This window comes from Streptomyces sp. NPDC079141 (genome assembly GCF_040686775.1).
Classification (GTDB): domain Bacteria; phylum Actinomycetota; class Actinomycetes; order Streptomycetales; family Streptomycetaceae; genus Streptomyces.
The window spans coordinates 304500-326253 of record NZ_JBFBLP010000008.1 but is presented as its reverse complement, the minus strand read 5'-3'; the positions used below and the strand labels follow the sequence as shown (position 1 = coordinate 326253).

Annotated in this window: 21 protein-coding genes; 7 read left to right on the top strand and 14 right to left on the bottom strand. The window is 71.4% G+C overall.

Annotation, left to right across the window (positions count from 1 at the left end; genetic code table 11):
• Positions 1–81: 81 nt before the first annotated feature.
• Positions 82–1149: a LacI family DNA-binding transcriptional regulator gene (locus AB0Q90_RS23730; protein WP_363159138.1), complete on the bottom strand. Its 1068-nt coding sequence runs from the start codon at positions 1147–1149 to the stop codon at positions 82–84.
• Between the two features lie 145 nt (positions 1150–1294).
• On the opposite strand from AB0Q90_RS23730, the gene AB0Q90_RS23725 reads away from it, so the two are divergent.
• Both AB0Q90_RS23725 and AB0Q90_RS23720 read left to right on the top strand, forming a co-directional pair.
• Entirely contained in the window at positions 1295–3598 is a 2304-nt protein-coding gene (locus AB0Q90_RS23725; protein ID WP_363159139.1) for a glycoside hydrolase family 3 N-terminal domain-containing protein, read from the top strand.
• A gap of 23 nt (positions 3599–3621) precedes the next feature.
• A complete protein-coding gene (locus AB0Q90_RS23720) occupies positions 3622–4137 on the top strand; it encodes a hypothetical protein (protein WP_363159140.1) in 516 nt (171 codons plus the stop codon).
• Here AB0Q90_RS23720 and AB0Q90_RS23715 read toward each other — a convergent pair.
• Genes AB0Q90_RS23715 through tsaB form a run of 4 tightly spaced genes read right to left on the bottom strand, consistent with a single transcriptional unit; the run spans position 4088 to position 6567 of the window.
• Positions 4088–4345: a hypothetical protein gene (locus AB0Q90_RS23715; RefSeq protein WP_363159141.1), complete on the bottom strand. Its 258-nt coding sequence runs from the start codon at positions 4343–4345 to the stop codon at positions 4088–4090. The genes AB0Q90_RS23720 and AB0Q90_RS23715 overlap by 50 nt on opposite strands.
• Positions 4342–5427 carry a tRNA (adenosine(37)-N6)-threonylcarbamoyltransferase complex transferase subunit TsaD gene (gene tsaD / locus AB0Q90_RS23710; RefSeq protein ID WP_363159142.1) on the bottom strand — a complete coding sequence of 362 codons (1086 nt, stop codon included), beginning with the start codon at positions 5425–5427 and terminating at the stop codon, positions 4342–4344. The genes AB0Q90_RS23715 and tsaD overlap by 4 nt, the downstream gene beginning before the upstream one ends.
• Complete coding sequence (gene rimI, locus AB0Q90_RS23705; protein WP_363159428.1) at positions 5420–5893, bottom strand: ribosomal protein S18-alanine N-acetyltransferase; 474 nt, start codon at positions 5891–5893, stop codon at positions 5420–5422. The genes tsaD and rimI overlap by 8 nt, the downstream gene beginning before the upstream one ends.
• Before the next feature lie 17 nt (positions 5894–5910).
• Positions 5911–6567 (bottom strand): tRNA (adenosine(37)-N6)-threonylcarbamoyltransferase complex dimerization subunit type 1 TsaB, encoded by a 657-nt coding sequence (tsaB, locus tag AB0Q90_RS23700; protein ID WP_363159143.1) that lies wholly within the window; start codon positions 6565–6567, stop codon positions 5911–5913.
• A 392-nt stretch (positions 6568–6959) separates the two neighbouring features.
• Between tsaB and AB0Q90_RS23695 the strand changes: the two genes are divergently transcribed.
• A complete protein-coding gene (locus AB0Q90_RS23695) occupies positions 6960–7514 on the top strand; it encodes a hypothetical protein (RefSeq protein WP_363159144.1) in 555 nt (184 codons plus the stop codon).
• Positions 7515–7870: 356 nt separating this feature from the next.
• Here AB0Q90_RS23695 and tsaE read toward each other — a convergent pair whose 3' ends face one another.
• The 4 genes from tsaE to AB0Q90_RS23675 all read right to left on the bottom strand — a co-directional run bounded on the left by tsaE (position 7871) and on the right by AB0Q90_RS23675 (position 11809).
• Entirely contained in the window at positions 7871–8374 is a 504-nt protein-coding gene (gene tsaE / locus AB0Q90_RS23690; RefSeq protein WP_363159145.1) for a tRNA (adenosine(37)-N6)-threonylcarbamoyltransferase complex ATPase subunit type 1 TsaE, read from the bottom strand.
• The gene (locus AB0Q90_RS23685; RefSeq protein ID WP_363159146.1) at positions 8349–9575 is read right to left on the bottom strand and encodes an alpha/beta hydrolase; all 1227 of its coding nucleotides are present in this window, start codon (positions 9573–9575) and stop codon (positions 8349–8351) included. The genes tsaE and AB0Q90_RS23685 overlap by 26 nt, the downstream gene beginning before the upstream one ends.
• 115 nt (positions 9576–9690) lie before the next feature.
• Complete coding sequence (gene alr / locus AB0Q90_RS23680; RefSeq protein WP_363159147.1) at positions 9691–10869, bottom strand: alanine racemase; 1179 nt, start codon at positions 10867–10869, stop codon at positions 9691–9693.
• 49 nt (positions 10870–10918) lie between these two features.
• A complete protein-coding gene (locus AB0Q90_RS23675; protein WP_365733563.1) occupies positions 10919–11809 on the bottom strand; it encodes a L,D-transpeptidase family protein in 891 nt (296 codons plus the stop codon).
• A gap of 96 nt (positions 11810–11905) precedes the next feature.
• On the opposite strand from AB0Q90_RS23675, the gene AB0Q90_RS23670 reads away from it, so the two are divergent.
• On the top strand, positions 11906–12277 hold the full coding sequence (locus tag AB0Q90_RS23670) for a holo-ACP synthase (protein ID WP_363159149.1): 372 nt from the start codon (positions 11906–11908) through the stop codon (positions 12275–12277).
• A gap of 16 nt (positions 12278–12293) precedes the next feature.
• The gene (locus tag AB0Q90_RS23665; protein ID WP_363159150.1) at positions 12294–13721 is read left to right on the top strand and encodes an NAD(P)H-hydrate dehydratase; all 1428 of its coding nucleotides are present in this window, start codon (positions 12294–12296) and stop codon (positions 13719–13721) included.
• A 48-nt stretch (positions 13722–13769) separates the two neighbouring features.
• Here AB0Q90_RS23665 and glmS read toward each other — a convergent pair whose 3' ends face one another.
• From glmS to AB0Q90_RS23650, 3 genes are all read right to left on the bottom strand, one after another.
• Positions 13770–15617, bottom strand: a complete 1848-nt coding sequence (gene glmS, locus AB0Q90_RS23660) for a glutamine--fructose-6-phosphate transaminase (isomerizing) (protein WP_363159151.1) — start codon at positions 15615–15617, stop codon at positions 13770–13772.
• 107 nt (positions 15618–15724) lie between these two features.
• Positions 15725–16534, bottom strand: a complete 810-nt coding sequence (locus AB0Q90_RS23655; RefSeq protein WP_363159152.1) for an ABC transporter permease — start codon at positions 16532–16534, stop codon at positions 15725–15727.
• Positions 16531–17541: an ATP-binding cassette domain-containing protein gene (locus AB0Q90_RS23650; RefSeq protein WP_363159153.1), complete on the bottom strand. Its 1011-nt coding sequence runs from the start codon at positions 17539–17541 to the stop codon at positions 16531–16533. The genes AB0Q90_RS23655 and AB0Q90_RS23650 overlap by 4 nt, the downstream gene beginning before the upstream one ends.
• A gap of 163 nt (positions 17542–17704) precedes the next feature.
• Between AB0Q90_RS23650 and coaA the strand changes: the two genes are divergently transcribed.
• Positions 17705–18694: a type I pantothenate kinase gene (gene coaA, locus AB0Q90_RS23645; RefSeq protein ID WP_363159154.1), complete on the top strand. Its 990-nt coding sequence runs from the start codon at positions 17705–17707 to the stop codon at positions 18692–18694.
• 16 nt (positions 18695–18710) lie between these two features.
• Positions 18711–19640 carry a DUF389 domain-containing protein gene (locus tag AB0Q90_RS23640; protein ID WP_363159155.1) on the top strand — a complete coding sequence of 310 codons (930 nt, stop codon included), beginning with the start codon at positions 18711–18713 and terminating at the stop codon, positions 19638–19640.
• Between the two features lie 6 nt (positions 19641–19646).
• Here AB0Q90_RS23640 and glmM read toward each other — a convergent pair whose 3' ends face one another.
• Together glmM and rpsI are read right to left on the bottom strand one after the other, a co-directional pair.
• Positions 19647–21005: a phosphoglucosamine mutase gene (gene glmM, locus AB0Q90_RS23635; protein WP_363159156.1), complete on the bottom strand. Its 1359-nt coding sequence runs from the start codon at positions 21003–21005 to the stop codon at positions 19647–19649.
• 197 nt (positions 21006–21202) lie between these two features.
• Positions 21203–21715, bottom strand: coding sequence for a 30S ribosomal protein S9 (rpsI, locus tag AB0Q90_RS23630; RefSeq protein WP_103812805.1), 513 nt, complete (start codon positions 21713–21715; stop codon positions 21203–21205).
• Positions 21716–21754: the final 39 nt, after the last annotated feature.

Sequence of the window (21754 nt, the reverse complement as noted above, 5' to 3'; positions counted from 1 at the left end):
GCGGGTGCCTCCGAAAGTTTCGGTCGTACAACCGATTCACTTCGGAGGAGTGTGGAGGCGCCCACCCCACCCGTCAATACGTCACCTTCCGGCCACAGGCGCCGCAGTACTGCTCCGCACCACCAGGCTGGTCGCCAGCTCCACCCGCGTGGCCGCCGGATCGCCGTCCTCCCGCGCCAGGTCCAGGACCAGCTTGGCGGCGGCCTCGGCCATCTCGGTCAGCGGCTGCCGTACGGTCGTCAGCGGCGGCCCGACCCAGCGCGCGACCGGAAGGTCGTCGAAGCCGACGACGCTGAGGTCCTCCGGGATGCGCAGGCCCAGCTCGCGCGCCGCCTCGTACAGGCCGAGCGCCTGGAGGTCGTTGCCGGCGAAGACCGCGGTGGGCCGGTCCGGGCCGCGCAGCAGCTCAAGACCCTGGCGGTAGCCGGTCTCGTGGTGGAAGTCGCCGGGCCGGATCAGCGCCGGGTCGACCGGCAGCCCGGCCGTCTCCAGCGCGGCCCGGTAGCCGTCGATGCGGGCGCGGCTGCACATCATCCGCGAGGGCCCGCTGATCGCGCCGATCCGGCGGTGCCCGAGCTCCACCAGGTGCCGGGTCGCGGCCAGCCCGCCCTGCCAGTTGGTGGCGCCGATGGACGGCACGTCCGCGCCGGGGTCACCGGCCGGGTCCATCACCACGAACGGGATGGACCGGCTGGTCAGCAGCGCGCGCTGGGACTCGTCGAGCCCGGACAGCACAAGGATCACGCCGTGCGGACGCCGGGCGGCGACCTGGTCGGCCCAGGTGCGCCCGGGCGTGAGCCGGCCGGCGCTCTCACTGAGCACCACGCTCAGCCCGGCGTCCCGGGCGACGTTCTCCACGCCCCGGATGACCTCCATCGCCCACGCGCTCTCCAGCTCGTGGAAGACCAGGTCGATCAGGGGCGAACGGCTCGCCTCGGCCCGTCGTCGACGGTAGCCGTGGGCGCGCAGCAACTCCTCGACGCGGCTGCGCGTCGCGGGGGCGACGTCGGCGCGGCCGTTGAGGACCTTCGAAACAGTCGGCGCCGAGACGCCGGCCTCTCGGGCGATCTCGGCGAGTGTCGCGGTCTGTGTGGACCGACCGGTCGCATGGCTTGTCGTCCGGGTTTCAGCGGGCTCCGGGGGTGTCATGGCGGCGATCGTATCCCTGCGCCCCCTCTTGACGAACCCTTCTCACCGCCCCTAGGTTCCCGGAACATTCGAGGTGAACAACGAAACATTCGCGAGAGGTCATACGTTTCATTCGCGAGAGGCCACCCGCCCCGACAGGAGTTTCATGACCACCGCCCCCTGGCGCGACCCCGCGCTGCCCGCCTCCGCCCGCGTCGACGACCTGCTCTCCCGGATGACCCTGGAAGAGAAGACCGCCCAGCTCTACGGCGTGTGGGTGGGCGCCAGCACCGACGGGGACGGAGTCGCCCCGCTGCAACGCGAGATGACCGCGGACTACGACTGGAACGAGCTGATCACCCAGGGCCTCGGCCAGCTCACCCGCCCCTTCGGCACCGCCCCCGTGGACCCGGCGCTGGGCGCGCAGGCACTGGCCCGCGCCCAGCGCCGTATCGCGGCGGCGGGCCGCTTCGGCATTCCCGCGGTCGCCCACGAGGAGTGCCTGGCGGGCTTCACCGCCTGGCGGGCGACGGCGTATCCGGTGCCGCTGGCCTGGGGCGCGAGCTTCGACCCGCCGCTCGTCGAGGAGATGGCCCGGCGCATCGGCGGCGACCTGCGCGCCGTCGGCGTCCATCAGGGCCTCGCCCCCGTCCTGGACGTCGTCCGCGACCCGCGCTGGGGACGGGTCGAGGAGACGATCGGCGAGGACCCGTACCTGGTCGGCACGGTCGGCGCCGCCTACGTCCGGGGCCTGGAATCGGCCGGGATCGTCGCCACGCTCAAGCACTTCGCCGGGTACGCGTCCTCGGCGGGCGCCCGCAACCTGGCGCCCGTACGGGCAGGGGTCCGGGAGTTCGCCGACATCACCCTGCTGCCCTTCGAGTTCGCGCTGCGCGAGGGCGGGGCCCGCTCGGTGATGGCCGCGTACACCGACACCGACGGCGTCCCGGCCTCGGCCGACCCCTGGCTGCTGACCCAACTCCTGCGCGAGGAGTGGGGGTTCACCGGCACCGTGGTCGCCGACTACTTCGGCGTCGGCTTCCTGCAGAGCCAGCACCGGATCGCCGGCGACGAGGCGGGCGCGGCCCACGCGGCGCTCACCGCGGGCCTCGACGTCGAACTTCCCACCCTGAAGTGCTACGGCACCCCGCTGATCGAGGCCGTCCGCGCGGGCGAGATCCCCGAGTCCCTGATCGACCGCGCGGCGCGCCGGGTCCTGCTCCAGAAGTGCGAACTGGGCCTCCTCGACGAGGACTGGGACCCGACCCCGGCCGAGCGGATCGACCTGGACTCGACGGAGAACCGCGCCGTGGCCCGCCGCCTGGCCGAGGAGTCGGTCGTCCTGCTGGACAACCCCGACGGCCTCCTGCCCCTCCCCCCGGACACCCGGATCGCGGTGGTGGGCCCGCGAGCGGCCGACGCGCTGGCGATGCTCGGCTGCTACTCGTTCCCCTCCCACGTCCTGCCCCACCACCCCGACATCCCGGCGGGGATCGAGATCCCCACCGTCCTGGAGGCGCTGCGCGGCGAACTCCCGGACGCGAAGGTGACGTTCGCGCAGGGCTGCGACACCTCCGACCCCGACACCTCCGGCTTCGAGGAGGCCGTCGCCCGCACCTCCGAGGCGGATGTGTGCGTGGCCGTGCTCGGCGACCGGGCGGGCCTGTTCGGACGCGGCACGTCCGGCGAGGGCTGTGACGTAACCGACCTTCAACTACCCGGTGTACAAGGCGAGTTGCTCGACACACTGGTGGCCACCGGCGTCCCGGTCGTACTCGTACTGCTCACCGGCCGCCCCTACGCGCTCGGCCGCTGGCACGGCCGGCTCGCCGCCGTCGTCCAGGGCTTCTTCCCCGGGGAGGAGGGCGGCCCGGCGGTGGCGGGAGTGCTGTCGGGCCGGGTGAACCCGTCCGGGCGCCTCCCGGTGAGCGTGCCGCAGGTGCCCGGCGGCCAGCCGTGGACGTACCTCCAGCCGCCGCTGGGCCTGGCGGGCGAGGTCAGCAACCTGGACCCGACCCCGCTCTACGCCTTCGGCCACGGACGCTCGTACACGACCTTCGCCTGGGAGTCCGACGCGGCGGACGCGGAGATCGGCACGGACGGCTCGTACGACCTGACCGTGACCGTCCGCAACACCGGCGACCGCGAGGGCGCGGAGGTCGTCCAGCTGTACCTGCACGACCCGGTGGCCTCCGTGACCCGCCCCGACGTCCGCCTGATCGGCTACCAGCGCCTGGAGTTGGCCCCCGGCGAGGCCCGCCGAGTGACCTTCCACTTCCACGCGGACCTGTCGGCCTTCACCAATCGTTCAAATCTCAAGGTGGTCGAACCCGGGGCGCTGGAACTACGGTTGGGAGCATCCAGCGCGGAGGTGCGTCACACGGCACGCCTGACTCTCACCGGCCCGGTACGGGCGCTCGGCCCGGACCGACGCCTCAGGTGCGAGACGGAGGTGTCACAACCCTCCTGACGCGCCCGGGGGAGGGGTTACGAATGGACAGGCACGTCCACCATGAACTGCGGTCGGCCATCACGGCGTTGACCGTGGCCGCCATCTGCGCGCCGCTGACGGTCAACGTCCACGGCACGCTGTTCGGCCCCGGCGGACTCCACCTGTTCCTGGCCGGCCTGATCGGCTTCCCCGTACTGCTCACCCTCCTGCAGGCAACCCGCATCAAGTGGATAGGCGAGATAGGGGACTTCGAGACGGCGGTTGCCCTGCCGGAACCGCCCGCCGAGAAGTCCCTGCTCCGCCACCCGCTGAACCCCTGGCTGTTCGCCATGATGACGCCGGTGACACTGGGCCTGGCCTTCGCCTGGGAACCCGCGACGGCCCTGCTCCCGCTCTGGCCGGCACTGGCCTGGCTGGGGCGGGCCTGGCTGGCCGCCGAGTGGGAGCGCCGTCACCACAAGACGCTGTGGCGGGGCCACAACCCGGAGAAGCCCTGGCGCCTCTCCCTCACCCCGAGGCCACTGACTCGAACCGCCACCGATGCACTGCCCGAGTGACCAACGCACCATCGGGCTCGGGCAGTTCAGGCAGTACGGAGTCGTAGTCGCCGTCCCACCAGGTAATGACCAGCACCCGGTCCTGCGGTGCGGTGAACGTCTCCCGACGCAGCGGCTCCTCGGCGAGCCGCTGCCCGCGGACCCAGTCCAGCAGCTCCTCGCCCCGGCCCTCCGCGGCCCGCGCCTCCCACATCAACGCGACCGTCACGAGTACAGGTTGTCCTTGCTGACCTCGTGCACATGATCGTGACCGGGCACATGCGGGTCGGTCACCGGCAGCGAGGAGTCGGCGGACAGGTCCCAGCCGGAGGCGGCCCGGTTCCGGGCGACCATCTCCGCGCCCAGCGCCGCGACCATCGCACCGTTGTCCGTGCACAGCTTGGGCCGCGGCACCCGCAGCCGGATCCCGGCCGCCTCGCAGCGCTCCTGCGCCAGCACCCGCAGCCGGGAGTTGGCGGCAACACCGCCACCGATCATCAAGTGATCGACACCCTCGTCCTTGCAGGCCCGCACAGCCTTACGGGTCAGCACATCCACCACAGCCTCCTGGAAGGAAGCCGCCACATCCCGCACCGGCACCTCCTCCCCCGCAGCCCGCTTGGCCTCGATCCACCGGGCCACGGCCGTCTTCAGCCCCGAGAAGGAGAAGTCGTACGCGGGATCGCGAGGCCCGGTGAGCCCGCGAGGAAAGGCGATGGCCCGCGGATCCCCTTCCTTCGCATACCGGTCGATAACAGGACCACCGGGGAACCCCAGATTCAGCACCCGAGCAATCTTGTCGAAGGCCTCACCCGCAGCGTCATCGATCGTCGCGCCCATCGGCCGCACGTCGGAGGTGATGTCGCTCGACAGCAACAGCGAGGAGTGCCCACCGGACACCAACAGCGCCATGGTCGGCTCCGGCAGCGCCCCGTGCTCCAGCTGGTCCACACAAATATGGGAAGCCAGATGGTTGACGCCGTACAACGGCTTGCCGAGCGCATAGGCGTACGCCTTGGCAGCCGAGACCCCGACCAACAGCGCACCCGCGAGTCCCGGACCGGCAGTCACCGCGATGCCGTCCAGATCCCTCGCCGTGACCCCCGCCTCCTTCAGCGCACGGTCGATGGTCGGCACCATCGCCTCCAGATGCGCCCGGGAGGCAACCTCCGGCACGACCCCGCCGAAGCGGGCGTGCTCGTCGACGCTGGACGCGACGGCGTCCGCCAGCAGGGTGGTACCGCGGACGATGCCGACGCCGGTCTCGTCGCAGGAGGTCTCGATGCCGAGGACGAGCGGTTCGTCAGCCATGGATCTCGGTTCCTTGTACGGAGGTTGCAGGGTCGGTCAGTCGCATCACCAGGGCGTCCACATTGCCCGGCTGGTAGTAGCCGCGTCTGAAACCGATGGGTTCAAAGCCGAAGCGCTCGTAGAGCTTCTGGGCGCGGATGTTGTCGACCCGGCACTCCAGCATCACCTCGGCGCAGTCGAAGGCGGTAGCCGCCCGGAGCAGCTCCGTCAGCAGCACGCTGCCGAGGCCGGTGCCCCACTGATCGCGGGCGACGGCAATCGTCTGAACGTCACCCAGGTCGCCGGAGGCAGCGAGCCCGGCGTACCCGACAATCCGGTCCCCCTCCTCCGCGACGACGTACCGCCGGGTCGCCGCCGACCCGCGCGCATGGGCCAGCTCGGACCAGAACATGCCCCGGGACCAGGCGTCCTCGGGGAAGAGGGCCTTCTCCAGCTCCAGCACGGGGTCGATGTCCCACCAGCGCATCTCGCGCAGCGATGCCGTCACTTGGGGGTGACCACCTTGTAGTTCTTGGGAACCTGGGCATCGGGCCGGCGCAGATACAGCGGCCGGGGAGCCGGCAGCTCCTCCCCCGCGGCCAGCCGCTCGGCAGCCAGACTCGCCAGCGCCGCCGCGGACACATGCTCGGGCTCGTGCGCCTTGGGAAAGGTGTCGGGATACAACAGCGCACCGGCACCCACAGCAGGCAGCCCCGCAACCCGCTCGGCAATATCAGCAGGCCGGTCAACAGCAGGCCCGGTCAGCCGGGTACGTGAGTCGGCGTACGTCGCCCAGTACACCTCCTTGCGCCGGGCATCGGTAGCCACAACGAAGGGCCCCTTGTCGATGTCGGCCGCATACGCGAGCCCGTCCAGCGTGCACACGCCGTACACGGGAACACCGAGCGCGAGCCCAAAGGTATCGGCGGTCATCAGCCCCACACGAAGCCCGGTGTACGGGCCGGGACCGACCCCGACAACAACCCCGGTCACGGCGTCGAGCTTCAGCCCGGCCTCGGCAAGCACACGGTCAACGGCAGGCAGCAGCAACTCACCGTGCCGACGCGCGTCCACCTGACCGGACGAGGCAACGACGTGCGCCCCATCATGCAGCGCGACGGTGACAGCAGGGGTGGCGGTATCCAGAGCGAGCAAGAGCACGCAAACAGCCTACGGCTCCCCGCACCCGACGACGGACGTCCGCCCGGACTACAGGGGGCGCGCGGAGGCAGCAGGACCCGAGACAGACCGGCCCAGCACCCACGTACGGCGAGAAGGGACGCGCCCGGAGAGCAGCCCAGCACCCGCGTACGGCGAGAAGGGGCCGTGTCGGGGGGTGTCCGCCCGCAGAGGCCGGCGTAAAGCCACAGCACCCCACACCCCCACAGCACCGCCGGTCCGAGGACGGACACCCCCCGGCGCGGCCCCGACCCACCCACCGCACCCGAGGCGCAACGCGCACCCCACCGCCCCGCAACAGGCCGCCGCAGGCACCCCGACTGCTACGGTCGGCCACAACCACACCGCACAAAACACGACAGAGGTGGACGACGGTGGCAACCAGCAGCTCCGGATTCGTCACCGGACTCACCGCGGCAGCCCTCATGACCGTCGGATTCCTCGCCTACCAGGCCTCGGCAAGCGTCCCGCCCGGCCTCAACACCCCACACGCGAGCACCTCACCGGCGGCAGCCGCCTCGAAGGCCCCGCGGGACAAGAAGAACCCCGCCGCCCTGCCCACCGCCTCCGGCAAGGGTCAACGGGTCGTGTACTCGGTGGACGACGACCGCGTATGGCTGGTCAACACAAACAACGAGGTAAGGCGCACCTTCAAGGTCACCCCCGGCACAGTGGACCCCACCCCGGGCACCTACACGGTCACGTCCCGCTCGAACGCGGTCACCGGCACCGACGGCACCCCCATCGAGCACGTAGTCCGCTTCACCAGCATCGACGGCGTCACCATCGGCTTCAGCGCGGCAGTGGACGGCTCGGCCCCCGCACCCGCCCCGACCACCCGCACGGGCGGCATCCGCGAGTCCCGCAAGGACGGCAACGCGATGTGGGGCTTCGCAACGATCGGCCAGAAGATCATCGTGATCCGTTAGACCGACCCACGCCCCGCGGCTCAGGCCGCCTCGCGCTCCCCACCCCTACGCGGAGCCACAGGCTCCGGCGCCCGCGGCGGCCTCGACACCGCATCCGCGGCAGCGCTCGCCGCCAACAGATCACGCATGGACACTCCGTACAGCGGACGGCGCGGCTGCGTCTCGTCCCGTTCCGTCCGTTCCGTGGCCGGCATGGACGCCTCCTGGGAGCCGGGGGCGGACGTAGTTAGGTACACCTAACTACGGGCTGGATACCATGTGACCACGCCCGGGACACCAAACGCAATATCTTGCCGACGCGTTGTCGGAATATTCATGAGCGCTGATACGCCGCTCACCCAACGCCCACCCACCACTCAGGCGGACAGCACTCCCAGCGACACGGCCCCCCACCGCTCCCCAACCCCCGTCAGCGTCACATGCCGCACCTCGTCCGTGGTGTCCCCCACGGCCCGATGGATGACGACCTGCAGCCGATCGTCGGTCAGCTCCTCGACCTTGCCCTCGCCCCACTCCACAACAACCACGGACTCGGGCAGCGAGACATCAAGATCCAGGTCCTCCATCTCGTCGAGCCCCCCGCCCAGCCGGTACGCGTCGACATGAACCAGCGGCGGCCCGCCCCCCAGCGAAGGGTGCACCCGCGCGATCACAAAGGTCGGCGAGGTGACGGCACCCCGCACCCCGAGCCCCTCCCCCAGCCCACGGGTCAGCGTCGTCTTCCCCGCGCCGAGCTCCCCGCTGAGCATCACGAGGTCACCGGCGCGCAGCAGCTTGGCGAGACGGCGCCCCAACTCCCGCATCTGCTCGGGAGAGGTGACGGTCAGCTCGGTCTCAGCCTGGTTGTGCGGTGCTTCCATAGCCACCCACGGTAGCCCCTGCCGGCACGGCCCCCGCGCGGGTGAGGAGGTCGGCGAGGCGGTCGGTGACCACTTCCGGGTGTTCCAGCATCACCAGATGCCCGGCGTCCGGCACGAGCACCAGCTCCGCGTCGGGCAGCAGATCGGCGATGGCCTCGCTGTGCTCACTGGGCGTCACCAGATCACCCACCCCCGCCAGCACGAGCACCGGCAGATCGGCGAAGTGGGCGAGCGCCTCGGTCTTGTCGTGGTCGGCGAACGCCGGGTAGTACTCGGCGACCACGTCGATCGGCGTGCCCTCGATCATCCGCTCGGCGAACCGCGCCACGGCCGGATCGACATCCCGCGAAGCGAACGAATACCGCTTGATGATCCCGGCGAAGAGATCGGCGGTGGCCCGCCGCCCCTTCTCCACCAGCTCGGCCCGCTGCCCGAGCGCCTTCAGCACTCCGGGGAGGACCCGCCGCACGGCGTTGACACCGGCGACCGGCAGCCCGAAGTTGACCTCACCGAGCCGCCCCGACGACGTCCCCACCAAAGCGACCGCGACCACCCGCTCCCGGATCAGCTCGGGAAACTGGTCGGCCAGCGCCATGACCGTCATCCCGCCCATGGAGTGCCCGACGAGCACGATCGGCCCCTCCGGCACGGCGGCGTCGATGACGGCTTTCAGATCCCGCCCGAGCTGCTCGATGTCGACGGGCACCCCGCCCTCCACCTGGGCGACACCACGCCCGGACCGCCCGTGCGAACGCTGGTCCCAGTACACGGTCCGCACGACGCCCCGGAGCGCCGCCCGCTGGAAGTGCCAGGAGTCCTGGCTGAGGCAGTAACCGTGGCTGAAGACCACGGTGACGGGCGCGGGCGCCTTGCGGCCGAACAGACGCCGCCGGCGAGGCGCCGAGCCGCCCTCGGGCTCGATGTCGTCGACCTCGTAGTACAGCTCGGTGCCGTCGTCGGCCTGCGCCTTGCCCGGCATGCCGCGCAGCGAGCCGTACGGGCCCGCCGAGTCGAGCGCGAGCCGGGCCTTCTGGCGCATTCCGCGTCCGACGGTGAGCCGCTCTATGGCGACACCGGCCGCCGCGCCCGCGGCGACGACGCCTATCGCGGCGCCCGCGATGCCGGTCGCGCGGCGCCAGCTGCCGGACGCCCCCGTGGCGGAGGCGACGGCAGCGACGGCCTCCGCACTGCTCTCGCTCACGTCCTGCTCCTCTTCGCCGGCCCGCTCTTCCGCTCTTCCGCCGCTCTGCGCGGGTGACCCGCATCTTTCGCCGCTCCGCGCGGGCTACCCCACTGCTTTCGCCGCTCTCTGCGAGCTACCCCGCTCGTTCCTCATTCACATAGACGCGAGGAACGCGCGTTCCGATCCGTGTGACGATTTCGTACGCGATGGTTCCCGCGGCCTGCGCCCAGTCCTCCGCGGTGGGCTCGCCGCGGTCGCCGGGCCCGAAGAGGACGGCCTCGGCGCCCGCCTCCGGCTCGTCCCCGCCCAGGTCGACCACGAACTGGTCCATGGCGACCCGCCCGGCCACGGTCCGCCACTTGCCGTCGACCAGCACCGGTCCGGTCCCGGAGGCATGCCGCGGAATGCCGTCCGCGTACCCGACGGGCACGAGCCCGAGGGTCGTCTCGCCGGGGGTGCTGTAGTGATGCCCGTAACTGACGCCGTGACCCCCCGGAACGCGCTTCACCAGCGCCAGTGAGGCCGACAGCGTCATGACCGGCCGCAGCCCGAAGTCGGCCGCGGAGCCGAGCTCGGGGCTGGGCGAGATGCCGTAGACGGCGATCCCCGACCGTACGAGATCGAAGTGGCTCTCGGGAATCGTGAGCGTGGCGGGCGAGTTGGCGATGTGCCGTACCTCGGGCCGTACGCCCTGGTCCTCGGCGTGGGCCACCATCTCCCGGAACAGGTCGAGCTGGCGGGCGATGGAGGGGTGCCCGGGTTCGTCGGCGCAGGCGAAGTGGGACCAGAGGCCGGTGATCCGGATCAGCCCCGCGGCCTCGGCGGCGAGGGCTTCGCGGACGAGTTCCGCCCAGTCCTCCCCCGGCTGGCAGCCGTTGCGCCCGAGGCCGGTGTCGGCCTTGAGCTGCACGCGCGCGGGGGCGCCGGCCTGCCGGGCGGCCTCGGTGACCTCCCGCAGCGCCCACATACCGCTGACCGACACGTCGAGGCGGGCCTCGATGGCCTCCCGCCAGGGCCCGCCCGGCGTCCACAGCCAGCACATGATCCGCACGTCGTCCGGCAGGCTGCCGTCCGCGCGCAGCGCGAGGGCCTCCGCGGGCGTCGCCGTACCCAGCCAGGTCGCGCCCGCCTCGACGGCCGCGCGGGCGCACGGCAGGGCGCCATGGCCGTACGCGTCGGACTTCACGACGGCCATCAGTGCCGCGCCCGGCGCGAGGGCGCGCAGCACCCGCACGTTGGCCCGCAGGGCGGCCAAATCGATCTCGGCGCGGGCCCGCAGAGGCGCGGTCCGCAGGGCTGTTGTCTCAGTCATGGCGCCCCCAGTCTCTCAGAGGCCTCCGACAGCCCGGCCGCGCCGGGGCCTAGGTACCGGGCCTGCGTCCCCACACGTACACGCGGTCGCCCGTCTTCAGTACGCCCCACAGTTTCCGCGCGTCCCCGAGCCGCAGATTGACGCACCCCATCGACCCGACGGTCGTGAAGATGGTGCCGTAGACGGCGTGGAAGGCCTGGCCGCCGCTGAAGAACTGCGAGTAGGGCATCGGCTGGTGGTAGAGCGTCGAGACGTGGTTCTTGTGCTTCCAGAAGATCTTGTGCCACCCGGTGCGGGTCCGGTACCCGGCCCGCCCGCTGCGCATCGGCACCGGCCCGTAGACGACCTTCTTGCCCTTCTGCACCCAGGTCAGCTGCCGGCTGAGGTCGACGCAGGCGACCCGGTACGAGCGCACCGGGCACTTCTTCGCGGCGTTGGGGTTCTTGCGCGCGCCGACGAGCTGCATGGTGGCCCAGGTGACGGGCCCGGCGAAGCCGATCGCGGGCTTGATCCTGTGCTTGACCTGGAAGGCGCGGATGGCCCGGCAGTCGGCGGCGGACTGCTTCCCGTCCACCTTCAGCTTCAGCCACCGCTCGACCTGCCGCTGATACGGCCCGGTCTGCTTGCTGCACGTCACGCGCGCGACGGCATCGCCGAGCGGCACGTGCTCGACCAGGTCGTACGCCCCCGCCACGGCGTCCCGCGGCTCCACGGCGTCCTCGGCGGCACTGGGCGTGTACACGGTCGGCGGCAGCACCTGGTCGGGCGTGTCGACCACCCAGGGCGCCCCCGGCCTGGGCGCGACGCCCGGCACCAGCTCGGCCTCCGGCCCGGGAGCGGGCGGCGGCAGGGGCTCGGCGGCGGCGGTTCCCACCGGCAGCACGAACGCCGCGGCCATGACGACCGCGACACCCCGACATGCGATACGTGTGCAGATCATGCGATCAGCCAAACGCGCCGACCCGCGGCGCCGAACCTGCCGCGCGGCGGGGTCACCCGGACGGCCCGAACCTCCCCCGGCCATAGGGTGCTCCGCATGAGCATCATCGGGGTCGGTATCGACGTGGCGGAGATCGACCGTTTCGAGGCATCCCTGGAGCGCACGCCCGGACTCGCCCAACGCATCTTCCTGGACAGCGAGTTGCTGCTGCCGAGCGGCGAGCGCCGCGGCGTGGCCTCGCTCGCGGCACGCTTCGCGGCGAAGGAGGCGCTGGCCAAGGCGCTGGGCGCGCCGGCCGGTCTGCACTGGACGGACGCGGAGGTCTACGTCGAGGACAGCGGGCAGCCGCGGCTGCGGGTGAAGGGAACGGTCGCCGCGCGCGCGGCCGAACTCGGCGTCGTCTCCTGGCACGTGTCCCTCAGTCATGACGCCGGTGTCGCCTCGGCGGTGGTGATCGCGGAGGCGTGACGGCAGACTCGTCCTCATGCGTACTGCGTACAGCGTGGGGACGGTCAGGACGGCCGAGCGGGAGCTGATGGCGCGGCTGCCGGAGGGCGCGCTGATGCAGCGGGCCGCGGCGGGCCTCGCCGCGGCCTGCGCGGATCTGCTCGGCCGGGTGTACGGCAGCAGGGTCGTCCTGCTGGTCGGCAGCGGCGACAACGGCGGCGACGCCCTGTACGCCGGCGCCCGGCTGGCCCGTCGCGGCGCGGGCGTCACCGCGGTCCTGCTGAACCCCGAACGGGCGCACGCCACCGGGCTGGCCGCGCTGCGCAGGGCCGGCGGCACCGTCACGGGCACCACCGGCGCCGAGGCGCTGATCGACCGGGCGGACCTGGTGGTCGACGGCATCGTGGGGATCGGCGGCAAGGGCGGGCTGCGGGCCGAGGCGGTGCCGCTCGCGGAGGCCGCCGACCGGTCCCGGGCCGCCGTCGTCGCCGTGGACCTGCCGAGCGGGGTCGACGTCGACACCGGCCAGGTGCACGGCGCCGCGGTCCGCGCCGACCTCACGGTCACCTTCGGGACGCACAAGCCGGGGCTGCTGATCGATCCGGCGCGGGAGTACGCCGGTACGGTCCGGCTGGTCGACATCGGTCTGGAGCTGCCCGCGGCGCCCGCTCTGGAGGCCCTCCAGCACGCGGACGTGGCCCGGCTGCTGCCGGTCCCGGCAACCGAGTCCGACAAGTACCGGCGCGGCGTCGTCGGCATCGCCGCCGGTTCCGCGCGCTACCCGGGCGCCGCCGTCCTCGCCGTGGCGGGAGCGCTGCGCGGCGGGGCGGGCGCCGTGCGCTACGTCGGACCGGCCGGCGACGCGGTCATCGCCCGCTTCCCCGAAACGCTGGTGTCGGACCGCGGCCCGAAGAAGGCCGGCCGGGTGCAGGCCTGGGTCGTGGGACCGGGCGCCGGGGACGACGCGGCGACCGTGGCGGAGGTGCTGGCGGCGGACGTACCGGTGCTGGTGGACGCGGACGGACTGCGCCTGGCCGACCGGGACGCCGTACGCGGACGTACCGCGCCGACCCTGATGACCCCGCACGCCGGGGAGGCGGCGGCGCTGCTCGGGGTGGCGCGGGAGGAGGTCGAGGGCGCGCGGCTGACGGCGGTCCGCGAACTCGCGGCGCGGTACGGGGCGACGGTGCTGCTCAAGGGCTCGACCACGCTGGTGGCGGCCGCGACGGGCCCGGTACGGGTGAACGCCACGGGCACGTCATGGCTGGCCACGGCAGGCAGCGGCGACGTCCTCTCGGGCCTGGCGGGCTCCCTGCTGGCGGCGGGCCTGCCGACGCGGGACGCGGCGAGCGCGGCGGCGTACCTGCACGGCCTGGCCGGGCGGTACGCCGCCGACGGGGCGCCGGTGAGCGCACAGAACGTGGCGGAGGCAGTGGCGGAGGCGTGGCGGGACGTACGCAGCTGAAGCAGAACCGCGCGACCAGCCCCCACGCCCCCGCAGCCGAAAAACCCGCTACTCCACCGTCACCGACTTCGCCAGGTTCCGCGGCTGGTCCACCTCGTTCCCCCGAGCCGTCGCCAACTCGCACGCGAACACCTGCAACGGCACCGTCGCCACCAAGGGCTGAAGCAACGTCGGGGTCGCCGGAATCCGGATCAGATGGTCGGCGTACGGCACGACCGCCTCGTCCCCCTCCTCCGCGATCACGATCGTCCGGGCACCCCGCGCCCGGATCTCCTGGATGTTGGACACGATCTTGTCGTGCAGCACCGACCGCCCCCGGGGCGAGGGCACGACCACGACGACCGGCAGGTCCTCCTCGATCAGCGCGATCGGCCCGTGCTTCAGCTCGCCGGCCGCGAAGCCCTCGGCGTGCATGTAGGCGAGTTCCTTGAGCTTGAGCGCGCCCTCCAGCGCCACCGGATAGCCGACGTGCCGCCCCAGGAACAGCACCGTGTTCTTGTCGGCGAGGGAGCGCGCCAGCTCGCGCACCGGCTCCATGGTCTCCAGGACCCGGTCGACCTCGCCGGAGATCTCCGCCAGGTCGCGGACGACCGCCCGGATCTCGTCGCCCCACTTGGTGCCCCGGACCTGGCCCAGGTACAGCGCGACCAGGTAGCAGGCCACGAGCTGCGTCAGGAAGGCCTTGGTCGACGCCACGGCCACCTCGGGCCCGGCGTGCGTGTACAGCACGGCGTCCGACTCGCGCGGGATCGTCGAGCCGTTGGTGTTGCAGATCGCCAGCACCCGGGAGCCCTGCTCACGCGCATGCCGGAGCGCCATGAGCGTGTCCATGGTCTCGCCGGACTGGGAGATCGCGATGACCAGTGTCCGCGGGTCCAGGATCGGATCCCGGTAGCGGAACTCGCTCGCCAGTTCCACCTCGCACGGGATCCGCGTCCAGTGCTCGATGGCGTACTTGGCGATCAGCCCGGCGTGGAAGGCCGTACCGCACGCGACGACGACGACCTTGTCGACCTCCCGCAGCACCCCCGCAGGGATCCGCACCTCGTCGAGGGTCAGCGAACCGGACGCGTCGATGCGGCCCAGCAGCGTATCGGCGACCGCCTTGGGCTGCTCGGCGATCTCCTTGAGCATGAAGTAGTCATAGCCCCCCTTTTCGGCGGCCGACGCGTCCCAGTCGACGTGGTACGACCGCACGTCCGCCGGACGCCCGTCGAAACCGGTGACGGTCACCCCGTCCCGCCGCAGCTCCACCACCTGGTCCTGACCCAGCTCGATCGCCGACCGCGTGTGCGCGATGAACGCCGCGACGTCCGAGGCGAGAAAGGCCTCGCCCTCTCCAACGCCCACCACGAGCGGCGAGTTCCGCCGCGCCCCCACGACCACCTCGGGCTCGTCGGCATGCACCGCGACCAGCGTGAAGGCGCCCTCCAGCCGCCGGCACACCAGCCGCATCGCCTCCGCGAGGTCGGCGGTCACGGAGAACTCCTCCGCCAGCAGGTGCGCGACCACCTCGGTGTCGGTCTCGGAGGCCAGCGCGTGCCCCCGCTCCTCCAGTTCGGCCCGCAGCAGGGCGAAGTTCTCGATGATGCCGTTGTGCACGACGGCGACCCGCCCGGCGTTGTCGAGATGCGGATGGGCATTGGCGTCGGTCGGCCCGCCGTGCGTCGCCCACCGTGTGTGCCCGATGCCCGTCGAGCCGGTCGGCAGCGGCCGGTCGACCAGTTCCTTCTCCAGGTTGACGAGCTTGCCGGCCTTCTTCGCGGCGGCCAGACCGCCGTCCGCGAGGACGGCGACGCCCGCCGAGTCGTATCCCCGGTACTCCAGTCGCTTCAGCCCGGCCATCACGACATCGAGCGCCGACTGCGACCCCACGTATCCCACGATTCCGCACATGGGCGGCAGCCTACGGTCGTTGACGCCGCCGAACAGGCCGTTGCGTGCCCGAATTCGGAAATTCCCACGGGGGTACGCACCCTCCACGCGCCCTTGTGGCGAGCCGCTCAGGTCTTCGCCCGGTACGCCCTCATGGCCAGCGGATAGAACACGAGCGCTATCCCGGCCGCCCACAACAGCGACCACAGCACCGGCTCGGCCACCGGCCCGCCGAGCAGCAGCCCGCGGAAGGCGTCGGACAGATGCGTGACCGGGTTGACGTCGCTCCACGCCTGGAGCCAGCCCGGCATGGTCTCCACCTGGACGAACGCGCTGCTGGTGAAGGTGATCGGGAAGATGAGGGTGAAGGCGAACGCCTGCACCTTCTCCGCGTCGCCGGCCAGCATCCCGATCAGCACCGCGCTCCACGACACGGCCGCGGCGAACACGATCACCAGCAGGGTGCCGAGCAGGAAGCCGTCGAAGCCGCCGGTGACCCGGAAGCCGAGCAGCAGCCCGAGCCCGATCATCAGCAGCAGCGCCCACAGGTGCTTGGCGAGGTCCGCGGCGATCCGCCCGATCAGCGGCGCCGAGCGGGCTATCGGCAGGCTGCGCAGCCGGTCGAAGACGCCCTTGGTGAGGTCGGTGTTGAGCGCCATCGCCGTGTACATCGTCATGAACAGGGTGTTCTGCACGATGATCCCGGGCAGCGCGTACTTCAGATACGCCTCGGGCGATCCGGCCATCTGTCCGCCCAGCACATACGTGAAGAGGAACACGAACATGATCGGCGTGATGCTGTAGTCGACCAGCTCCAGCGGGTTGTGCTTGACCGCGACCAGGCTCCGCCAGGCCATGGTGAAGGTCTGCTGGAGTCCGGCGAGCGGCCGTACCCGGCCCGACCTGGTGATCGGGGCCGTGACAGTGGTGGCGGTCATGATCCCGTCACCGCCTTCTGGAGTGCGCCGTCGTCCTCCCGGACGGCCGCTCCGCCGTTGCCCTCGGGCGTGCCGGGCTCGGCGCGGTGGCCGGTCAGGGCGAGGAAGACCTCGTCGAGGGAGGAGCGGCGCAGGGCCAGCTCGCCCACGGCGATGCCCTCGCGGTCGAGCGCGCGCACGACGGCGGGCATCAGCTCGGGGTCCTTCACGGGCGCGGTGATCGTCTCGCCCTCGATCTGAGCCTGCGGGCCGGCCTCCCGGGCGACGAGGCCGTGCGCCCGGTCGAGGTCCTGCGCCAGCACCGGCCGCAGTTGCAGCACCTGGCCGCCGACCTGGGACTTCAGCTCGTCCGGGGTGCCCTCGGCGATCACCCGGCCCTTGTCGATCACCACGATGTCGTCGGCGAGCACATCGGCCTCGTTCAGATACTGCGTGGTCAGCAGGGCCGTCGCACCGTCCGCGACCAGCCCCCGCAGCAGGTCCCACAGCTCACCTCGGCTGTGCGGGTCCAGGCCGGTCGTGGGCTCGTCGAGGAAGAGGATGCTGGGCCGGCCCACCAGGCTCGCGGCGAGGTCGAGCCGCCGTCGCATGCCGCCCGAGTAGGTCTTCACGGCCCGCCCGGCCGCGTCCGTCAGCTGGAACCGCTCCAGCAGCTCGCCCGCCCTGGCCTTGGCCTCCCTCCGCGGCAGTCCGAGCAGCCGCCCTATGAGCAGCAGGTTCTCCGTACCGGTGAGGTTCTCGTCCACCGCGGCGTACTGCCCGGTCAGCCCGACGAGGGAGCGGACGATCCCGGCGTCCCGGACCACGTCGTGCCCCGCCACCTGAGCGCGTCCCCCGTCCGGCCGGAGCAGCGTGGCGAAGATCCGCACGGCGGTCGTCTTCCCCGCGCCGTTGGGACCCAGCAGTCCGAGCACCGTGCCCTTGCGGGCCCCCAGGTCGACACCGGCCAGCGCCTCGGTCTCCTTGAACCGCTTGACCAGGCCTTCCGCCTCAATCGCATACGTCATGAGTCACCCCTCGGGGGTTGGTGGACCCCGGCCTGGGCCCACCTCTCCCACAACTGTGACGCACGCCACTGACATTCCCCGTCTTGTCCCTGTTCGCCCGGAAACGGAAGGCGCGTGACGGATCCCACCCCACCGTCCGTTCGTCCGCCCGTAACAATGGACTGTGATCTCTCCGGTCTCCTCGATGCCCCGGAGCGCCCACCGGCACAAGCCGGAGGCGACTCCCTACGTCGACCTCACCCGCTCAGAGTGGAGCGCGCTGCGTGAGAAGACGCCGCTGCCGCTGACCGCCGAGGAGGTCGAGAAGCTGCGCGGTCTGGGCGATGTCATCGACCTGGACGAGGTGCGGGACATCTATCTCCCGCTCTCCCGCCTCCTCAACCTCTACGTCGGCGCCACCGACGGCCTGCGCGGCGCCCTGAACACCTTCCTCGGCGAGCAGGGCTCCCAGGCCGGCACCCCCTTCGTCATAGGGGTCGCCGGTTCGGTCGCCGTAGGCAAGTCCACGGTCGCCCGCCTCCTGCAGGCCCTGCTCTCCCGCTGGCCCGAGCACCCGCGCGTCGAACTGGTCACCACAGACGGCTTCCTGCTGCCCACCAAGGAGCTCCAGGCCCGCGGCCTGATGTCGCGGAAAGGTTTCCCCGAGTCCTACGACCGGCGCGCCCTGACCCGCTTCGTCGCCGACATCAAGGCCGGCAAGTCCGAGGTGACGGCCCCCGTCTACTCCCACCTCATCTACGACATCGTCCCCGGCGAGAAGCTCGTGGTCCGCCGCCCGGACATCCTGATCGTGGAGGGCCTCAACGTCCTCCAGCCCGCCCTGCCCGGCAAGGACGGCCGCACCCGCGTCGGCCTCGCCGACTACTTCGACTTCAGCGTGTACGTCGACGCCCGCACCGAGGACATCGAGCGCTGGTACCTCAACCGCTTCACCAAGCTGCGCGCGACGGCCTTCCAGAACCCGTCCTCGTACTTCCGCAGGTACACCCAGGTCTCCGAGGAGGAGGCCCTCGACTACGCCCGCACGACCTGGCGCACCATCAACAAGCCCAATCTCGTGGAGAACGTCGCTCCCACCCGGGGCCGTGCCACCCTCGTCCTGCGCAAGGGCCCCGACCACAAGGTCCAGCGCCTGAGCCTGCGCAAGCTGTGACGGCTACTCTGCACGCATGCTGCACCTGCGCCTGATCACACCGTCCGAGAAGACGGACGACGTGGTCCGACTGATCGAGAAGACGGTCGGCACCACGCATCTCGTCGTGCTGCCGGGCGCGGCCCGCAACCCCGCCGGGGACGTCGTGCTGTGCGACGTGGCACGCGAGGCGGGCGACGAACTCCTCAGCGGGCTCCAGGACTTGAACATCGAGGACTGCGGATCCATCGCCGTCGAGAACATCGACCTGTCCCTGTCCAAGCGCGCGGACCAGGCCGAGGCGGACGCCCCCGGCGAAGGCGTGGACGCGGTCCTGTGGGAGCACCTGGCGGACGCGACGCACGAGGAGTCGGCGCTCTCCTTCACCTACCTCGCGTTCATCACCCTCGCCACGATGATCGCGGCCTGCGGTGTGGTGCTCGACAACGCGATCCTGATCGTGGGCGCAATGGCCGTCGGCCCGGAGTTCGGCCCGCTGGCGGGGTTCTGCACGGCGCTGGTGCAGCGCAGGCCGCAGCTCGCCCTGCGTTCGCTGACCGCCCTGCTGGTCGGCTTCGCCGTGGCCATGGCCGTCACGGTCGGCTTCAGCCTCTTCATGGACTCGATCGACCTGTTCAGCCAGGAGCAACTGGACGCCGACCGTCCGCAGACGGGCTTCGTCTACGCCCCGGACTGGTTCTCGTTCATCGTCGCGGTGCTGGCGGGCGCCGCCGGCACTCTCTCCCTGACCTCTTCGAAGTCGGGCGCCCTGGTCGGCGTGGCCATCTCGGTCACGACGGTCCCCGCGGCCGCCAACGCGGCGGTCGCCCTCAGCTACGGCGACACCAAGCAGACGTGGGGCTCGACGGAGCAGCTCCTGCTGAACCTCCTGGGAATCGTCCTGGCAGGCACGCTGACGCTGCTCGCCCAGAAGTACTTCTGGGCCTGGCAGCGGCAGCGCGCCTGAACAGACCTAACCCAGCGCCGACTTCACCACATCGGCGAGCCGGCCGGCCACGGACCGGGCCTGGTCGATGTCAGCGGCCTCGACCATGACCCGCACCAGCGGCTCGGTCCCGGAGGACCGCAGCAGCACCCGCCCGGTCGTGCCCAGCTCCCGCTCCGCCTCGGCGACGGCCGACGCCAGCTCCGCGGACGTGGAGACCCGCGACTTGTCGACATCGGGCACGTTGATCAGCACCTGCGGCAGCCGCTCCATCACCGAGGCCAGCTCGCGCAGTGACCGCCCGGTCTCCGCGACCCGGGCGGCCAGCATCAGCCCGGTCAGCGTGCCGTCACCGGTCGTCGCGTGATCGAGGATGATCACATGCCCGGACTGCTCACCGCCCAGGGCGTACCCGTGCTCCTTCATCTCCTCCAGCACATACCGGTCCCCGACCGCCGTCTGGACGAGATTCAGCCCCTCCCGCTCCATCGCCAGCTTGAAGCCGAGGTTGGACATCACGGTCGCCACCACGGTCCCGGCCCGCAGCGCGGAGCGTTCCCGCATGGCGATCGCGAGGACGGCCATGATCTGGTCGCCGTCCACCTCCTCGCCGGTGTGGTCGACGGCCAGGCAGCGGTCGGCGTCACCGTCGTGGGCGATGCCGAAGTGCGCGCCGTGCTCGACGACGGCGGCCTTCAGGAGGTCCAGGTGCGTGGAGCCGCACCCGTCGTTGATGTTGAGCCCGTCCGGCGAGGCCCCGATCGTGACGACTTCGGCCCCGGCCCGCGAGAACGCCTCCGGCGAGACCCACGCGGCAGCGCCGTGCGCCTCGTCGAGGACGATCTTCAGCCCGTCGAGCCGGTTGGGCAGTACGGCCACGAGGTGGGCGATGTACTTGTCGAAGCCCTCGTCGTACTCACGGACCCGGCCGACGCCCGCGCCGGTGGGCCGCTCCCAGGGCTCACCGCGCCGGTGCTCCTCGTAGACGGCCTCGATGCGCTCCTCCAGCGCGTCGTCGAGCTTGTGCCCGCCGCGCGCGAGGAACTTGATGCCGTTGTCCGGCATGGCGTTGTGGCTGGCGGACAGCATGACGCCCAGGTCGGCGCCGAGCGCGCCGGTGAGGTAGGCCACGGCGGGCGTGGGCAGCACTCCGACCCGCAGCACGTCGACGCCGGCGCTCGCCAGACCGGCGACCACGGCGGCCTCCAGGAACTCCCCGGACGCACGCGGATCCCGTCCGACCACCGCGGTCGGCCGGTGCCCCTCGAAGGAGCCCGCCTCGGCCAGCACGTGGGCCGCCGCGACCGACAGTCCGAGCGCCATCTCGGCCGTCAGATCCGCGTTGGCGACACCGCGCACGCCGTCCGTGCCGAAGAGTCGTCCCACTTGTCCTCCTGATGAAGCGTCACTTTCGAGATGGTTCTCGGAGATCACCCAGGATCACCCGATCACACAAGCCTTTGAACGTCTTGTGCCGTTATACGCCCGTGGCTGTGATAAACGAACGCCCCGGCGGCACTGTGGCGTGCCGCCGGGGCGTTCGGACGTACTGCTGAAGTGCGAGTACGAGCAGGCAGCGAAGCTTAGCGCTTGCTGTACTGCGGGGCCTTGCGGGCCTTCTTCAGACCGGCCTTCTTGCGCTCGACCGCACGGTCGTCGCGCTTGAGGAAGCCGGCCTTCTTGAGCGGGCCGCGGTTGTTGTCGACGTCGGCCTCGTTCAGCGCACGGGCGACACCGAGACGGAGGGCACCGGCCTGGCCGGAGACACCGCCACCCGCGATGCGGGCGATGACGTCGTAGCGACCCTCAAGCTCAAGCACCTTGAAGGGCTCGTTGACTTCCTGCTGGTGCACCTTGTTGGGGAAGTAGTCCTCAAGGGTGCGACCGTTGATCTTCCACTTGCCGGTGCCCGGAACGATCCGGACGCGGGCAATGGCGTTCTTGCGACGGCCCAGGCCGGCGGCCGGCTGGGGCTCACCGAAGCGCGAGGCGAGGGACTCGGAGGTGTACTCACCCTCCACCGGAACCTCGGACTCGGTGGTGTAGCTGTCGATGTCAAGCTCTTCGAGCGGCTGCTCGGCAGTGGTCTCGGCCACGATTCTCCTCAGATTCTGTTCAGTCTTAGGGGGTGGCCG

Coding starts and splice junctions, on each gene's coding strand:
- AB0Q90_RS23720 (WP_363159140.1), top strand. CDS start 3,622: ATGGACAGGCACGTCCACCATGAACTGCGGTCGGCCATCACGGCGTTG.
- tsaD (WP_363159142.1), bottom strand. CDS start 5,427: ATGGCTGACGAACCGCTCGTCCTCGGCATCGAGACCTCCTGCGACGAG.
- alr (WP_363159147.1), bottom strand. CDS start 10,869: ATGACTGAGACAACAGCCCTGCGGACCGCGCCTCTGCGGGCCCGCGCC.
- AB0Q90_RS23725 (WP_363159139.1), top strand. CDS start 1,295: ATGACCACCGCCCCCTGGCGCGACCCCGCGCTGCCCGCCTCCGCCCGC.
- AB0Q90_RS23665 (WP_363159150.1), top strand. CDS start 12,294: ATGCGTACTGCGTACAGCGTGGGGACGGTCAGGACGGCCGAGCGGGAG.
- glmS (WP_363159151.1), bottom strand. CDS start 15,617: ATGTGCGGAATCGTGGGATACGTGGGGTCGCAGTCGGCGCTCGATGTC.
- AB0Q90_RS23655 (WP_363159152.1), bottom strand. CDS start 16,534: ATGACCGCCACCACTGTCACGGCCCCGATCACCAGGTCGGGCCGGGTA.
- AB0Q90_RS23730 (WP_363159138.1), bottom strand. CDS start 1,149: ATGACACCCCCGGAGCCCGCTGAAACCCGGACGACAAGCCATGCGACC.
- AB0Q90_RS23675 (WP_365733563.1), bottom strand. CDS start 11,809: ATGATCTGCACACGTATCGCATGTCGGGGTGTCGCGGTCGTCATGGCC.
- AB0Q90_RS23650 (WP_363159153.1), bottom strand. CDS start 17,541: ATGACGTATGCGATTGAGGCGGAAGGCCTGGTCAAGCGGTTCAAGGAG.
- AB0Q90_RS23670 (WP_363159149.1), top strand. CDS start 11,906: ATGAGCATCATCGGGGTCGGTATCGACGTGGCGGAGATCGACCGTTTC.
- rimI (WP_363159428.1), bottom strand. CDS start 5,893: ATGCGCTGGTGGGACATCGACCCCGTGCTGGAGCTGGAGAAGGCCCTC.
- AB0Q90_RS23640 (WP_363159155.1), top strand. CDS start 18,711: ATGCTGCACCTGCGCCTGATCACACCGTCCGAGAAGACGGACGACGTG.
- tsaE (WP_363159145.1), bottom strand. CDS start 8,374: ATGGAAGCACCGCACAACCAGGCTGAGACCGAGCTGACCGTCACCTCT.